Genomic DNA, 14,332 nt, shown 5'->3' with positions numbered 1-14,332 from the left:
CCCTGCTTAAATTTGAATATGTTCAGCGAACATCGATTCTACATTGCTCAGCTGCAACAATGTGCTCAGTTGTTCTGGCACGAAACTGAGCATTATATGACAGTTTTGCTTTTTTGCATGCTCTATTAGGTGGATTAACATCACCATTCCAGCGGAGTCTATGCGCTGAACGTGATCCAGGGCGATTTCTACCTTAGGATCTTGCGGTGCCCAGCTTTGAATAAACATCCAAAGGTTAGGCACACTCTCTCTATCAATATCACCTAACAGAGAGACTTTCTCTGCCGTCGATTGTTGCCATTGTGGGTGACTCATTGGGCTTTGCTCTCAAACTGGATAGGCTTTGCAGCCAATCTTTCGAGGTCTTTCGCCACTGCTAGCACGCCCTCTTGGCGAATCTTTCCGCTCCACTCAGACTGCTTGCTTGAGATTAAACTCACCCCTTCCGCGATCATATCAATCGCTTCCCACTTGCCGTCTTTACTCCGACGTAGGGTAAATTCCAACTTAATGTTTGGTCTTGGTGTATCGACAATATCGACTTTCACACCAGTAATTCGACGGCTTTCATCAAGTTGAGGCTCTGGCCCAAACTCAATCGTTTGATCAGTGTACTCTGTCAATACTTGGGCAATTGAGGCGACTAAATAACCTCTGAAAGCATCAATGAAAACTAAAACGTCTTCACGTTTGTTTTTCTTTAATTGTGGGCCAATCACCTTAAGTGCCGCATAACGCTCATTCACGTAAGGCATCAGTTCCTCTTCAACTATGGTTTTAAGATAGTCAGGATCATCTTTGACAAGCGGCTGCTCTTCTTTCAAGCGTGCAAAAGAAATTTCAGCCACTTCTTTCATCATTTCATAAGGTTGTGACTGGTCCACCAGCTCAGCACTGGCAAACGTTGAACTAATTAGTAGGCCAAAACCTATCAATACACTTCTTAACATCCCTATCTCCTACTCTTCAGCCGAGTCACTTCCGCCAACGCTATACAGCACTTGGCCAATCAAATCTTCTAAAACTAGCGCTGACTTGGTGTCTTCAATTAAGTCACCATCGGCTAGCATCTCTTCATCATCAAATACAAATCCAGGAACGAGGCCGATGTACTGCTCGCCAATCAAACCCGAGGTAAGTATTTTAACGCTCGAGGTTTCTGGAAATTGGTTATAGCGACTGCTAATTGCCATCGAAACCACCGGGATCAAAGAGTCTGAATTCAACTCTATCTTTGTTACTCGGCCAACCACAACCCCACCGACTTTGACAGGAGAACGCACTTTTAGGCTACCGATATTGTCGAACTCTGCATTGAGAGTATAAGTATCGCTGCTGCCTAAGCTCTTAACGTCAGCAACTTGAAAGATCATTACCAATATTGCGCAAATTCCGGCAAGGACAAAACTGCCGACCATTAATTCCATTTTTCGAGTTTGTTGCATGATCAATTCCCAAACATCCAATTTAATTCTTAAGGTACTTTCTGAAGTATTAGTTACCAAACATTAGGGCAGTTAGTACAAAGTCTAGCCCTAATACAGCGAGAGAAGAGTGAACAACGGTACGCGTTGTTGCACGGCTAATACCTTCCGAAGTCGGTATTGCATCGTATCCATTAAAAACAGCAATCCAAGTCACCGTGATAGCGAAAACAAGACACTTGATCATACTGTTTCCAATATCTTGACCAAGTTCTACCGATGATTGCATTGCGGACCAAAAGCTACCGTGGTCAATGCCTTTCCAATCCACGCCAACGAGCTCACCGCCCCAAATACCGACTGCCATAAAGATCATCGCCAGCAAAGGCATAGAGATAAGCCCTGCCCAAAAGCGAGGAGCAATAACGCGTTTAAGAGGATCGACCGCCATCATTTCAAGGCTCGATATTTGCTCCGTTGCTTTCATCAAACCAATTTCTGCGGTCAGTGCCGAGCCCGCACGCCCGGCAAAAAGCAGAGCAGTGACTACGGGGCCAAGTTCACGCAGAAGTGATAACGCCACCATCTGCCCTAGGCTTCCTTCAGCACCATAATCCACAAGAATTACGTACCCTTGAAGACTGAGCACCATACCAATGAACAAACCAGAAACAATGATGATCGCCAGAGACTGAACACCGACACTGTATAGCTGTTTGATAAGAAGAGGGGCATTTTTAATCGGCTGAGGTTTTGCAACAAGCGCACCCCATAGCATCAAAGTGGCGCGACCGATACTTCGGCAGAACCTTATGGCGTTCTCGCCTAACTGACTGATCGTATTCAACAATTTAGACAACATTAAAACAGATCCTTTTCAATGCTTTGCGAAGGGTAGCGAAATGGCACGGGCCCATCGGCATTCCCTTGAAGAAATTGAACCACTCTAGGGTCTTGGTTTTCCGATAGCTCAGCTGGTGAGCCTGAAGCGATAACTTTACCGTCTGCAAGCAGATATACCTTGTCGGCAATACTCATCACCTCTGGAACGTCATGTGAAACGACTATCGATGTCAAACCTAACGCTTTGTTCAAGTTGCTTATAAGCTCCACCAGCACCCCCATTGTAATAGGGTCCTGACCGACGAAAGGTTCGTCATACATGATCAGACTAGGATCTAAAGCAATAGAGCGAGCCAAAGCCGCCCGGCGAGCCATACCACCAGAGAGTTCACTTGGCATTAGGCTAGCCGCTCCTCTTAAGCCGACTGCTTCAAGCTTGAGAAGAACAAGGGTTCGAATAAAGGTTTCGTCGAGATCGGTATGTTCACGGAGTGGAAACGCCACGTTATCGAATACCGAGAGATCGGTAAACAGTGCTCCAGACTGGAACAACATGCTCATTTTTTTACGCGCTCGATATAGCGCACTACGATTCAGGCTAGGAATGTTCTCACCATCCACCCAAATCTCCCCTTTCTCAGGTATAATTGACCACCAATTAGCCTCAGCAAGGTCGTTTTACCAATGCCTGAGGGGCCCATAATGGCGGTTATTTTTCCTTTTGGTACTTCTATAGTTACATCATCAAAGATCTTTCTTCCTGCACGAGAAAAACTGAGATTATTGACGGTAACCAAATCCTTATCTGACATAAGCTGTCTTTGACATCCTAACCGTTGTATCCCTGACCAATGCGCAATCATAAGCACTACTGCTCATAATTAAAAGCACCGTTCAATTAAAGCGTAATCAAATCCACGTATTTTGACCCACTTCATTATTAACCATTGTTATGCGTTTTTTATAAGAATGACTAATAAAATGAATCTTCAGCTTCACTTTTAGTTACCAAAAGGTCAAAATTGACGGTTAAATTATTCTGTTGTTGATAGATTAGGATTCATCATGCTCGAAGCAGTTGCGTTTCTTATAGTTGGCCTTGGTTTCTTGGTATGGAGCGCCGATAAATTGGTCTTTGGTGCTGCTGCACTGGCTCGCAATTTTGGTATTTCTCCCCTTGTCATTGGTATGACAATCCTTGCAATGGGATCTTCTGCCCCTGAGATGATGGTGTCAGCAACGGCGGCGCTTGACGGCAAAACCGATACCGCAGTGGGTAACGTCATTGGCTCAAACATTGCCAACATTGCCCTTATCCTAGGTATCACCGCAATGATCAAACCACTATCCATTAGCTCACCGGTATTACGCCGTGAACTCCCGCTAATGATTGGTGTCACTATTTTATCGGGTATCTTACTTTGGGATAGCTATTTAGGCTTCTTTGAAGGCGCGCTACTGTTCGTCCTATTTGTTGCATTCATCATAACTATGCTTCGCATTAGCCAGAAAGAGAAGCAAACTGGCGATGCGTTAGTTGAAGAGCAAGAATCGGAAGTACCTGAGGGTGTCAGCAATAAACTCGCAGCCATGTGGGTGGTTATTGGTTTAATTGTTCTACCATTAGCGGCAGATATGTTAGTCAACAACGCAGTCATCATTGCAAAATACTTTGGCATGAGTGACTTAGTGATCGGCCTAACCATTATTGCAGTAGGTACCAGCCTTCCAGAGCTTGCAGCGTCACTTGCAGGTGTTATGAAGGGCGAAGATGACATGGCCGTAGGTAACATCATCGGCTCCAACGTATTCAATATCCTAGCGGTAATGGGGATTCCAGGTATTCTGGCACCGTCGCTAATCAGTGAATATGCAATGGGTCGAGATTTCTGGGTTATGCTTGCCGTTTCGCTAATTTTAGTTGCGATGGCACTGGGTAAATCTCGTAGTATTAATCGTATCGAAGGTTCGATCCTTGCCCTATTGTTTGTTGGCTATCAAGCTACCTATTAATGAACATGTCTGCTTAATACTCAACGTGGAGATAACGATGTTTGACTACCGTACAGCTGGTTTAGAAGTTCTCAACACCGAGATTAATGCGCTGCAACAGCTCGAACAGTACTTTGATGAAACTTTTGATACGGCTTGTGACCTCATTTTGAATGGTAAAGGCAAAGTCGTGGTCATGGGCATAGGTAAATCTGGTCACATTGGTAACAAGATTGCTGCGTCGCTCGCCAGTACAGGCACTCCTTCGTTTTTCGTTCATCCAGGTGAAGCCGCTCATGGCGATCTAGGGATGATCGACTCGAAAGACATCGTTATTGCCATCTCAAACTCAGGTGAAGCATCTGAGATACTTGATCTTTATCCGATTCTAAAACGCCTTGGTATCAAAATTATAAGTATCACAGGCCGACCAGAATCGAGCATGGCTAAATTAGCAGACGTTAATTTGTCGATTAAAGTACCGAAAGAAGCTTGCCCAATGGGCCTTGCTCCAACGGCAAGTACCACTGCTACCTTGGTGATGGGCGATGCCGTCGCGATTGCTCTGCTGCAAGCTCGCGGCTTTACAACCGAAGACTATGCGATGTCACACCCAGGTGGCGCACTTGGTAGAAAGCTTCTGCTTAAGCTGTCTGACATCATGCACTCTGAAAGCGCTCTACCTGTAGTAACGCCTGATACATTAGTGCGCGATGCTCTACTGGAAATCAGTCAGAAAGGCCTTGGGATGACAGCCGTTATCGATCAGGATGACACTCTGGTGGGCATCTTTACCGATGGTGATTTACGCAGAATTTTAGATAAGCGCGTGGATATCCACACAGCTAAAATTGGCGATGTCATGACGAAGAATCCAACCGTCGCAGACCCTAACCTGCTCGCGGCTGAAGGTCTAAAATTGATGCAAGAAAAGTCCATTAATGGATTAATGCTATGTCATGGTGGTAAACTGGTCGGCGCTCTAAACATGCACGATCTTCTAAAAGCAGGTGTCATTTAATGACTCAACGAGTAGAAACTCTCTACGGCGACGTAGAACAATCCATTCTCGATATCGCGAAAGATATAAGACTACTGATATGTGATGTAGATGGTGTCTTTTCAGATGGCCTAATATACATGGGCAACCAAGGGGAAGAGCTTAAAACTTTCCATACCCGAGATGGCTATGGCGTAAAATCTCTTATGAATGCAGGGATTGAAATTGCCATCATTACAGGACGTCAATCTCAAATTGTTGAGAACCGTATGAAAGCACTTGGTATCTCTTTGATTTATCAAGGACAAGATGACAAAGTAAGAGCGTATCAGGACATCGGTAAAAAATTGAATATTTCTCCAGAGCAAACTGGATATGTCGGTGATGATCTCATCGATTGGCCTGTCATGGAAAAAGTCGCCCTGAAAGTGTGCGTGGCAGACGGCCATCCATTACTTGCTCGTCGTGCTAATTACGTTACGACAATCAAAGGCGGCCATGGCGCGGTTCGCGAAGTCTGTGACTTAATACTGCAAGCTCGTGGAGAAATCGATACACACAAAGGCCTGAGTATATGAATTTAGCTCGTATTGGGTATGCGCTGTTGCTAGTGATAGCATCATGGTCAGCGTATTACCTTTACGATAAAGCGCCTGAATATGATATTCAGGTAGAACCGGATAGCGAACTACCCATGTTCACCGGGGAAAACTTAGAAAATACATCGTATGCTGCAGATGGTATTCGCAGTTATGTGATAACTTCAGAATACCTAGAACATTTCGCATCGAGTGGCGATACCGTCTTCCAAAACCCTGTATTAAAGGTTTACCGCGAAGGCTCAGTGCAGGAATGGGAAATCGTTGCTGATATTGGCATTCTCGATGAAGACGAAATATTAACACTCTACGACAATGTCGTAGGTACGAACTTATTACCAGAGTCTGGCTTTGATACTCTTCATACCGATGAAATGAGCATCAAGTTAGGTAACCGAGATTTTTGGGCTGACAACCAAGTTGTACTTGTTGGACCACAGTTTGAAACGGTAGGACAAGCGATGAAAGGCAATTTAGCTGATAACACCGCTATCCTATACAACTTTGTTCAGGGTAGATATGAAACTCTCACACCTTAGCCTCATCGCTTTATTAGCGGCTTCCACAAACGTATTTGCACTATCCACTGACCGTGAGCAACCGGTCTACATTGACTCAGACAGTCAACATTTGGATATGCAAAGTAACAAAGTGACCTTCATTGGTGATGTGAAGCTTAAGCAAGGCAGCATCAACATTAATGCCGATAAAGTTATTGTTTTCCGCAATGCAGAAGATGGTTCGATTGAAGAAATTGAAGGCTACGGTGATGTGGCGACTTTCTCTCAGTTAACGGACGATGGGAAAACGCTTTATGGCGAAGCAAAAGAGCTTTATTACAGTATGGCTGATGATCTACTCACTATGATTGACCAAGCGATGCTTTCTCAAGATGACAGTATTATTCGTGGCAGCAAGATTCGCTATCGGATCACGTCTCAAAAGCTTATTGCGGATGGTCGTAATGAAGGCGATCGCGTCTCGACCGTACTTCAGCCGCAAGCAGTACAAGAAAACTAACTATGGCGATACTCAAAGCAGAACATCTAGCGAAAAGCTATAAAAACAGAAAAGTGGTTTCAGACGTAAGCCTTCAAGTAGAGTCTGGTCAAATTGTTGGTTTGCTTGGACCTAACGGTGCGGGTAAAACAACATCGTTTTACATGATTGTTGGCCTTGTGGCTCGTGATGAAGGCCAGATCAGCATTGACGATACCGACATCAGTATTCTGCCAATGCACAGCCGCTCTCGAATGGGTATTGGCTATCTTCCTCAAGAAGCGTCGATATTTCGTAAGCTTTCTGTTGAAGACAACATCATGGCAGTTCTCGAAACACGCGAAGAAATGACACGTGAAGAGCGCCAAGACAAGCTCGAAGATCTATTAGAAGAATTCCACATACAGCACATTCGTAAAAGTGCGGGTATGGCATTATCTGGGGGCGAACGCCGACGCGTTGAAATCGCCCGTGCTCTGGCTGCAAACCCACAATTTATCCTATTGGATGAACCGTTTGCAGGTGTCGACCCTATCTCGGTAATCGACATCAAAAAGATCATTGAGCACCTACGTGACCGAGGCCTTGGGGTGTTAATTACAGACCACAACGTACGTGAAACACTCGACGTTTGTGAGAAGGCCTACATTGTAAGCCAAGGGCAGCTCATCGCAGAAGGGACACCAGATCAAGTTCTGAATAACGAACACGTAAAACAAGTTTATCTCGGTGAACAATTCCGACTATGATTAAAGTAAGACCCAACAATACTAATAAAAAAGGCAAGTAATACTGAATGAAACCCTCATTACAACTCAAGCTAGGTCAACAATTAGCAATGACACCTCAGTTGCAGCAAGCGATTCGCCTGTTGCAGTTGTCTACGTTAGATCTTCAGCAAGAGATACAAGAAGCGCTGGATTCCAATCCATTGCTCGATGTCGAAGAGAACAGTGATGAGGCGCCTCAGCCTGAGGCAAAAACCAGCAGTGAAAGCGAAGAAAAGGAACCGACTGTTGAGGTCGCAGAACCTGAAGCGCCAGACAGCTCAGAACTTATCGAAAAGTCTGAAATCAGCTCAGAGTTAGAAATCGATACGACATGGGAAGATGTCTATAGCGCCAATACCGGCAGCACTGGCATTGCACTCGATGATGATGCGCCTGTTTATCAAGGTGAAACCACTCAATCGCTTTACGACTACCTAATTTGGCAGCTCGATCTGACTCCCTTCAGCGAAACAGATCGCACCATTGCACTCGCCATTATCGATGCCGTTGATGACTACGGTTACCTAACCGTTAGCTGTGAAGATATCTTAGAAAGTTTCGATAACGAAGAGATTGAACTCGACGAAATCGAAGCGGTAAGAAAACGCGTTCAGCAATTCGACCCATTAGGCGTAGCTCCCTCAACTTGCAAGATTGTTTATTGCTTCAGTTAGCCACTTTCCCAGAAGACACACCTTGGCTCAAAGAGGCAAGGCTCGTTCTCACCGATCATATTGATCAACTGGGTAACCGCGATTACAAGCTCATCATTAAAGAGACCAAGTTAAAAGAGCCTGAGCTCAGAGACGTACTTAAGCTCATTCAACAACTTGATCCAAGACCGGGCAGTAAGATCACCCCCGATCATGCTGAGTACGTCATCCCAGATGTGTCTGTATTCAAAGATCATGGGAAATGGGTTGTGACTATCAATCCAGATAGCGTTCCTAAACTGAAAGTTAATCAGCAATACGCACAACTCGGCAAAGGCAACAGTGCTGATAGCCAATACATTCGATCCAACCTACAAGAAGCAAAATGGTTAATTAAAAGTCTCGAGAGTAGAAACGAGACTTTACTCAAAGTTGCGAAGTGCATCGTTGAACATCAAAGAGATTTCTTCGAGTATGGAGAAGAAGCCATGAAACCTATGGTGCTCAATGATGTTGCACTAGCGGTTGATATGCACGAATCCACTATCTCTCGAGTGACAACTCAGAAGTTCATGCATACACCACGTGGCATCTTTGAATTGAAATACTTTTTCTCCAGCCATGTCAGTACAGACAATGGAGGAGAATGCTCATCTACTGCAATTCGTGCACTCATCAAGAAGTTGGTTGCCGCTGAAAACAGTGCAAAACCACTCAGTGACAGCAAGATTGCAGCTCTACTCGCTGACCAAGGGATTCAAGTCGCTCGTAGGACAATAGCGAAGTACCGCGAATCTTTGGGCATTGCCCCTTCCAGTCAGCGCAAACGCCTGCTATAAGGCTAAATAACCTAGAAGGAAAGTCTATGCAAATCAATATTAATGGCCATCACGTTGATCTTACCGATTCAATGCAAGACTATGTTAACTCTAAGTTTCAAAAGCTTGAGCGATTTTTTGACCACATCAATAATGTTCACGTAACACTCCGAGTCGAAAAAGTTCAACAGATCGCTGAAGCCACTCTCCATGTAAACCAAGGTGATATCCATGCCACTGCAGATGATGAAAATATGTATGCAGCCATCGATGCACTCGTTGATAAGCTTGTTCGCCAATTGAACAAACACAAAGAAAAGCTAAGTAGCCACTAACCATGCAATTAAGCGAAGTACTCTCATTGGACTGCACAAAAAGTGCAGTCCAATTAACAAGTAAAAAAAGAGCTCTTGAAATGATCAGTGAGATCGTTGCAGAGCAAACAGGTCAAAATTCAACAGAACTTTTTGAATGCATGTTGAGCCGTGAAAAGATGGGAAGCACGGGTATTGGAAATGGAATCGCCATTCCCCATGCGCGTATGACCTCTAGCGACCAAGCCGTAGCGGTATTGCTTCAATGTGAGCAACCAATCGAGTTTGATTCTATCGATAACCGTCCGGTGGATTTGTTGTTCGCATTGCTTGTGCCAGATGCCCAATGCAAAGAACACTTAAAAACGCTCTCTTCAATGGCAGAGCGATTGAACGATAAACAAATCCTAAAACAATTGCGTAATGCTCAGAGTGATGAAGAGCTTTACGACATTATGATCAGTAAGTAATTACCCCATGCGTCTTATTGTTGTCAGCGGCCAGTCCGGCGCCGGTAAAAGTGTCGCTTTACGCGTACTCGAAGATTTAGGCTATTACTGCGTAGACAATCTACCAGTAAGCTACTCGAAGATTTCATAAAATCGGTCAAAGACGGCGGACAAAACGTTGCCGTTAGTATCGACATTCGAAATCTCCCGAAAGAACCGACACTCGTGCCAAATGTTTTGGCAACCTTAAAGAAAGACACGGACGTGAGCGTTCTGTTTCTTGATGCCAACAAAGAAACACTTCTCAAGCGATACAGTGAGACACGTCGACTTCACCCGCTATCGATGGGCGAGGCAAGGCCTTCTCTTGATCAAGCGATTGATTTGGAAAAATCCATCTTATCGCCTCTAAAAGAACAAGCCGATCTTGTTTTAGATAGCAGTAACCAGTCTCTTCACGATCTCAGTGAAACAGTTAGAATGAGAGTTGAAGGACGCGAACGTAAAGACCTCGTCATGGTCTTTCAATCTTTTGGTTTTAAGTTTGGCTTGCCTAGCGACGCTGACTATGTGTTTGACGTCCGCTTCCTACCAAATCCACATTGGGTCCCAGAACTCAGACCAATGACAGGATTGGATGCGCCAATTCGCTCCTACTTGGAAGGTCATAGCGAAGTTATTGAGCTTAAACAGCAAGTCCAGAAATTCATTGAACACTGGCTCCCTCTACTTGAAAAGAACAACCGCAGTTATTTAACTGTAGCGATTGGTTGTACTGGCGGTAAGCACAGATCGGTTTACCTCACCCAGCAAATCGGTGAATATTTCGAGCAGCTAGGCCATCAAGTTCAAATTAGACACACCTCTCTTGAGAAACAGCAGGATTGACCATGCAACAAAGCAAAACTGTTCTGATACAAAATCGCTTAGGATTGCATGCCCGAGCCGCCGTGAAACTTGTAGAACTTGCTCAATCATTCGATGCTACTTTAACTATCGAAAATCAAGAAGGTAAAGTCGTAACTGCCGACAGTGTGATGGGTCTTCTTATGCTTGAGTCTGCACAAGGCCAAAATGTCACGATTCATTCAGAAGGCCAACAAGCAAAAGAGTCATTAGAAGCGGTTTGCGCTCTAATCGAACATAAATTTGATGAAGACGAATAGTACGCTACTGCAATGAGTAGATAAGAGAATTTCTTCATAAGAACTTATTAAACAACTTCTTAATTTACGATACTATTCCAGTCACTTAATAATTATCAAAAAAGGGGGAAGTAATGGCAGAACAAATCGAGTTCGACCAAGCCACCAAGCCCTCCAAGAAGTCAGCGAAGCACTTGAAAACGGACGTTTCGTTCACGTTCGTCGCCAGCTCCAAGATATGGAGCCGGAAGATATTGCCCACTTACTCGAAGCCTCACCTCGTAAAAGCCGTGAAGTCCTCTGGCAACTCACCGATCCTGAAGATTATGGTGAGATCCTCGATGAGCTAAACGAAGATGTCAAAGACTCATTAGTCTCTAAAATGGCGCCCGAGAAGCTGGCAGAAGCAACGGAAGGCATGGACACGGATGATGTTGCTTACGTACTCCGAAGTCTTCCCGATGACGTATCTCGTGAAGTTCTATCCCAAATGGATGCCGCAGATCGACTACGTGTAGAAACAGCGCTTTCTTATCCAGAAGATACCGCTGGCGGGATCATGAATACCGACGTTATCACGATTCGTGGTGATGTCGATGTCGACGTAGTTTTACGTTATCTGCGCATGAAAGGGGAACTACCTGACGCCACCGATGCACTTTATGTCATCGATGAAGACAGCAAACTCATTGGTCACCTATCGCTTTCTACCATTTTAACTACTCAACCTGATATCGCAGTCAGCGAGGTTATGGACCATGCCGATGAAGCCATCTCTGTTGAAACCAGCGACTCTGATGTAGCAAGCCTCTTTGAACGTCGTAATTGGGTCTCTGCCCCAGTCGTTGATGAAAACCAGCACTTAGTTGGCCGTATTACGATTGATGATGTGGTTGATGTTATCCGTGAAGATGCCGAGCACTCAATGATGAGTATGGCGGGTATGGATGACGACGAAGATACCTTTGCACCCGTTGTGAAATCAGCTCGAAAACGTAGTGTTTGGCTTGGTGTTAACGTACTAGCGGCACTAGCGGCGGCCTCTGTCTCTAACATGTTCGAAGCAACGCTAGAACAGATGGCTGCAATTGCCGTCTTGATGACAATTGTCCCTTCTATGGGTGGTGTAGCGGGTAACCAAACGGTTGCTCTGGTCATCCGTGGCCTTGCCTTAGGCCATATCGGTGACAGTAACAAGAAAGAACTGTTAATGAAGGAAGCTGCGATTGGCTTCCTCAATGGCATTTTATGGGCACTGATCATCGGTGGTATTGTTGTAGCTTGGAAGGGAAATTGGGTGTTAGGCGGCATTATTTCGGCCGCAATGATGACCAATCTACTCATCGCAGGTGTTGCTGGTGTTACCATCCCTATTCTATTGAAGAAGATGAACATCGATCCTGCATTAGCAGGTGGTATGGCATTGACGACCATTACCGATGTGGTCGGCCTGTCCGTATTCCTAGGTCTTGCGACGGTACTGACTTCCTACCTAATTGTGTAGTTAAAATCGTCCCTATCAAAAAAGCAGCTCTAATGAGCTGCTTTTTTTGTTGTTTACATAATATCAGTGATGCTTTTAGACCAAAGGTGCTCAAGCTCTTTGCTAATGTCACCTTCATTTAGGTGAGCTACATGAAAGTTGAGCAAGTCTAAGTCATATGACGGGTCCGTATAAACGCTTCCGCTATCAATTGCTGCAACCAGTCGGTTTGCTTGGTCACGCGTATAGAAGTCAGGGTTGTTTCGGCGCGTCTTTTCCGCGAGACGTTTACGTTCCGTATTCACTGCCATTTCATATTCCGCTTGAGTAAACCCTGAAGATAGCGCACTTTGTGTTTCAGCTTTGATCACATCAAACACCTTTCGCTTATCCACGTTATTAAAGTCCAGTACGCGAACTTGTGACAATATGCGGTGATCATATAGAACCTGATTATCTACATCGACTTGCACCGATAAATTATGAGCCTTTAAAGCTGATTTGATGCGGTGTTCAAGCATCTCATTTGCCAACGTTGCCATCAGAAGCTCTTTGCGTTTTAGTTTGCTATCAATATCATCACTAAAGTTACTAACAGTTCTAATCGTGTATGACTCGACCAAAGCCTTCTTACCCACAAGTTCAAGGTGATTAAAAGAACCCTTGGTTTTGTCCGACGTCTGAACTGACCATTGCTCAAATTGACGCTTTATCGCATTAACCGCAGCTTTACTCTCCATCCCCCTACAACAACAATCGATGTATTATTAGGAGTAAAATAATTTTCTTCAAAGGCTTGAACAGAAGTCAAAGAGGTCTTTTCCAAAGATTTTTGGTCTAGATAAGCAAAGTGATTGTTAACCATAAGATTATCAAGGTGACGCTCAGTTAAGAGTGCATCAATATCAGTTAATGAACGCTTAGCAAGCCCTAACAGTTGTTTTGGTTCACGTAATTCTGAACTTGGTTGTAGACCTGCATATAGTGCTTTCAAAGCTAGATATATATCCTCAGCCGACGCGGTTACAAAATCGATACTAAACACTATCTGCTGGTAATCTGTAGCCACGTTCCAATCGCTCCCATACACGGCATTTAAAGCCGCAATCCGAGCAGTTGGGTTAATACCATTCTCCTGTGCGACACCTGCATCGATTCGAACTCGAAGCGATAGCTCATTAGACGAGCGAGTTGTTGGCAGTATTACATATCGTAAGCCATTCTCTAGGCTACCGACCGTAGTTACTTTTGGCATTTGAATGTCGGTATGTTGATACCAAATTGAAGTTTTCTTTGATGCAAATGTTGTGGACGAAACAAGCAGCAAGCTGATAAATAGAGTATTTAAGATGAGGCGGTATTGAATAGACACTTTAATCTCCGGCAAAGTTAGTTCTTCCCTGCTCGATGCCTAATCACCATCAATTAGGACTTAGTGTCTTTCCCTGACTAAGCAGTTAATCCCCAAACATAAATAACCACAAGTCGCTATTCATTCGGTAATTCTGCTATTTTTATAATCAAATGCAGGATTATCCATAAATAAAACCTATCAGTCAAACCTCAAAATAGACTCAACAAATAACACCATGAGAAATGTGTTGGAGGGATTAACGCCCTAACTCAACTCGTTGGCCGAAAAAAGCGCTTACGTAGAAAGAACAAAAGCCTAGTCGTCGGACTAAGCTTTCTAATCAATGGAAGGAGGCGGGAACGCCTAGTTCTAGGGTCTCGCGAACAGGCAAGCCTCATTGTAAAAATCTTTCGAAAGAAGACTGAAAAGCGAGAGAATTCAAACGCAAAAAAGCCTCGCTATTTCTAGCGAGGCTTGTCTATAAATGGC

The 14,332-nt window shown here is 44.4% G+C and carries 14 protein-coding genes and 5 pseudogenes; 12 read left to right on the top strand and 7 right to left on the bottom strand.

Going from position 1 to position 14,332, the window contains the following annotated elements:
• Nucleotides 1-6 precede the first annotated feature (6 nt).
• The 5 genes and pseudogenes from UA76_RS11445 to mlaF form a co-directional block, all read right to left on the bottom strand.
• The gene (locus UA76_RS11445) at nucleotides 7-315 is read right to left on the bottom strand and encodes an STAS domain-containing protein (protein ID WP_047046163.1); all 309 of its coding nucleotides are present in this window, start codon (nucleotides 313-315) and stop codon (nucleotides 7-9) included.
• Nucleotides 312-950 (bottom strand): ABC transporter substrate-binding protein, encoded by a 639-nt coding sequence (locus UA76_RS11440; RefSeq protein ID WP_047046160.1) that lies wholly within the window; start codon nucleotides 948-950, stop codon nucleotides 312-314. Before UA76_RS11440 ends, UA76_RS11445 begins: the two co-directional genes overlap by 4 nt.
• Nucleotides 951-959: 9 nt before the next feature.
• Nucleotides 960-1,445, bottom strand: a complete 486-nt coding sequence (gene mlaD, locus UA76_RS11435) for an outer membrane lipid asymmetry maintenance protein MlaD (protein ID WP_047046157.1) — start codon at nucleotides 1,443-1,445, stop codon at nucleotides 960-962.
• Between the two features lie 49 nt (nucleotides 1,446-1,494).
• Nucleotides 1,495-2,286 (bottom strand): lipid asymmetry maintenance ABC transporter permease subunit MlaE, encoded by a 792-nt coding sequence (gene mlaE, locus UA76_RS11430; protein WP_047046154.1) that lies wholly within the window; start codon nucleotides 2,284-2,286, stop codon nucleotides 1,495-1,497.
• Nucleotides 2,286-3,079: pseudogene (gene mlaF / locus UA76_RS11425) on the bottom strand (phospholipid ABC transporter ATP-binding protein MlaF). Before mlaF ends, mlaE begins: the two are co-directional and overlap by 1 nt.
• 253 nt (nucleotides 3,080-3,332) lie before the next feature.
• Between mlaF and UA76_RS11420 the strand changes: the two are divergent.
• The 12 genes and pseudogenes from UA76_RS11420 (at nucleotide 3,333) to mgtE (ending at nucleotide 12,510) form a co-directional block, all read left to right on the top strand.
• A pseudogene (locus UA76_RS11420) lies at nucleotides 3,333-4,297 on the top strand (calcium/sodium antiporter).
• Nucleotides 4,298-4,317: 20 nt separating this feature from the next.
• The gene (locus UA76_RS11415) at nucleotides 4,318-5,280 is read left to right on the top strand and encodes a KpsF/GutQ family sugar-phosphate isomerase (RefSeq protein WP_047046151.1); all 963 of its coding nucleotides are present in this window, start codon (nucleotides 4,318-4,320) and stop codon (nucleotides 5,278-5,280) included.
• Nucleotides 5,280-5,837 (top strand): 3-deoxy-manno-octulosonate-8-phosphatase KdsC, encoded by a 558-nt coding sequence (gene kdsC / locus UA76_RS11410; protein ID WP_047046147.1) that lies wholly within the window; start codon nucleotides 5,280-5,282, stop codon nucleotides 5,835-5,837. The genes UA76_RS11415 and kdsC overlap by 1 nt, the downstream gene beginning before the upstream one ends.
• Nucleotides 5,834-6,397: an LPS export ABC transporter periplasmic protein LptC gene (gene lptC, locus UA76_RS11405; RefSeq protein ID WP_047046144.1), complete on the top strand. Its 564-nt coding sequence runs from the start codon at nucleotides 5,834-5,836 to the stop codon at nucleotides 6,395-6,397. The genes kdsC and lptC overlap by 4 nt, the downstream gene beginning before the upstream one ends.
• Entirely contained in the window at nucleotides 6,378-6,878 is a 501-nt protein-coding gene (lptA, locus tag UA76_RS11400) for a lipopolysaccharide transport periplasmic protein LptA (protein ID WP_047046141.1), read from the top strand. Before lptC ends, lptA begins: the two co-directional genes overlap by 20 nt.
• 2 nt (nucleotides 6,879-6,880) lie before the next feature.
• Nucleotides 6,881-7,606 (top strand): LPS export ABC transporter ATP-binding protein, encoded by a 726-nt coding sequence (gene lptB / locus UA76_RS11395; RefSeq protein ID WP_047046137.1) that lies wholly within the window; start codon nucleotides 6,881-6,883, stop codon nucleotides 7,604-7,606.
• A 47-nt stretch (nucleotides 7,607-7,653) separates the two neighbouring features.
• Nucleotides 7,654-9,119 (top strand): annotated as a pseudogene (locus UA76_RS11390) (RNA polymerase factor sigma-54).
• Between the two features lie 26 nt (nucleotides 9,120-9,145).
• Nucleotides 9,146-9,433: a ribosome hibernation promoting factor gene (gene hpf, locus UA76_RS11385; protein WP_047046134.1), complete on the top strand. Its 288-nt coding sequence runs from the start codon at nucleotides 9,146-9,148 to the stop codon at nucleotides 9,431-9,433.
• A 2-nt stretch (nucleotides 9,434-9,435) separates the two neighbouring features.
• Complete coding sequence (ptsN, locus tag UA76_RS11380) at nucleotides 9,436-9,882, top strand: PTS IIA-like nitrogen regulatory protein PtsN (RefSeq protein ID WP_047046131.1); 447 nt, start codon at nucleotides 9,436-9,438, stop codon at nucleotides 9,880-9,882.
• A 7-nt stretch (nucleotides 9,883-9,889) separates the two neighbouring features.
• A pseudogene (gene rapZ, locus UA76_RS11375) lies at nucleotides 9,890-10,749 on the top strand (RNase adapter RapZ).
• Between the two features lie 2 nt (nucleotides 10,750-10,751).
• Nucleotides 10,752-11,027, top strand: coding sequence for an HPr family phosphocarrier protein (locus UA76_RS11370; RefSeq protein WP_047046129.1), 276 nt, complete (start codon nucleotides 10,752-10,754; stop codon nucleotides 11,025-11,027).
• A 113-nt stretch (nucleotides 11,028-11,140) separates the two neighbouring features.
• A pseudogene (gene mgtE / locus UA76_RS11365) lies at nucleotides 11,141-12,510 on the top strand (magnesium transporter).
• Between the two features lie 53 nt (nucleotides 12,511-12,563).
• On the opposite strand, the gene UA76_RS24710 reads toward mgtE, so the two are convergent.
• Together UA76_RS24710 and UA76_RS24705 are read right to left on the bottom strand one after the other, a co-directional pair.
• Nucleotides 12,564-13,229: a hypothetical protein gene (locus UA76_RS24710; RefSeq protein ID WP_238322275.1), complete on the bottom strand. Its 666-nt coding sequence runs from the start codon at nucleotides 13,227-13,229 to the stop codon at nucleotides 12,564-12,566.
• Nucleotides 13,199-13,861: a peptidase M16 family protein gene (locus UA76_RS24705; protein WP_238322274.1), complete on the bottom strand. Its 663-nt coding sequence runs from the start codon at nucleotides 13,859-13,861 to the stop codon at nucleotides 13,199-13,201. Before UA76_RS24705 ends, UA76_RS24710 begins: the two co-directional genes overlap by 31 nt.
• Nucleotides 13,862-14,332 lie beyond the last annotated feature (471 nt).

This window comes from Vibrio mexicanus (assembly GCF_001012815.1).
GTDB lineage: Bacteria > Pseudomonadota > Gammaproteobacteria > Enterobacterales > Vibrionaceae > Vibrio > Vibrio mexicanus.
This window is presented reverse-complemented; position numbering and strand designations above follow the sequence as displayed.

Excerpts from the sequence above, each read along its gene's own strand:
- ptsN (WP_047046131.1), top strand. The coding sequence starts at position 9,436 with ATGCAATTAAGCGAAGTACTCTCATTGGACTGCACAAAAAGTGCAGTC.
- UA76_RS11415 (WP_047046151.1), top strand. The coding sequence starts at position 4,318 with ATGTTTGACTACCGTACAGCTGGTTTAGAAGTTCTCAACACCGAGATT.
- lptC (WP_047046144.1), top strand. The coding sequence starts at position 5,834 with ATGAATTTAGCTCGTATTGGGTATGCGCTGTTGCTAGTGATAGCATCA.
- UA76_RS11445 (WP_047046163.1), bottom strand. The coding sequence starts at position 315 with ATGAGTCACCCACAATGGCAACAATCGACGGCAGAGAAAGTCTCTCTG.
- mlaD (WP_047046157.1), bottom strand. The coding sequence starts at position 1,445 with ATGCAACAAACTCGAAAAATGGAATTAATGGTCGGCAGTTTTGTCCTT.
- hpf (WP_047046134.1), top strand. The coding sequence starts at position 9,146 with ATGCAAATCAATATTAATGGCCATCACGTTGATCTTACCGATTCAATG.
- UA76_RS11440 (WP_047046160.1), bottom strand. The coding sequence starts at position 950 with ATGTTAAGAAGTGTATTGATAGGTTTTGGCCTACTAATTAGTTCAACG.
- UA76_RS24710 (WP_238322275.1), bottom strand. The coding sequence starts at position 13,229 with ATGGAGAGTAAAGCTGCGGTTAATGCGATAAAGCGTCAATTTGAGCAA.
- lptA (WP_047046141.1), top strand. The coding sequence starts at position 6,378 with ATGAAACTCTCACACCTTAGCCTCATCGCTTTATTAGCGGCTTCCACA.
- mlaE (WP_047046154.1), bottom strand. The coding sequence starts at position 2,286 with ATGTTGTCTAAATTGTTGAATACGATCAGTCAGTTAGGCGAGAACGCC.
- lptB (WP_047046137.1), top strand. The coding sequence starts at position 6,881 with ATGGCGATACTCAAAGCAGAACATCTAGCGAAAAGCTATAAAAACAGA.
- UA76_RS11370 (WP_047046129.1), top strand. The coding sequence starts at position 10,752 with ATGCAACAAAGCAAAACTGTTCTGATACAAAATCGCTTAGGATTGCAT.
- kdsC (WP_047046147.1), top strand. The coding sequence starts at position 5,280 with ATGACTCAACGAGTAGAAACTCTCTACGGCGACGTAGAACAATCCATT.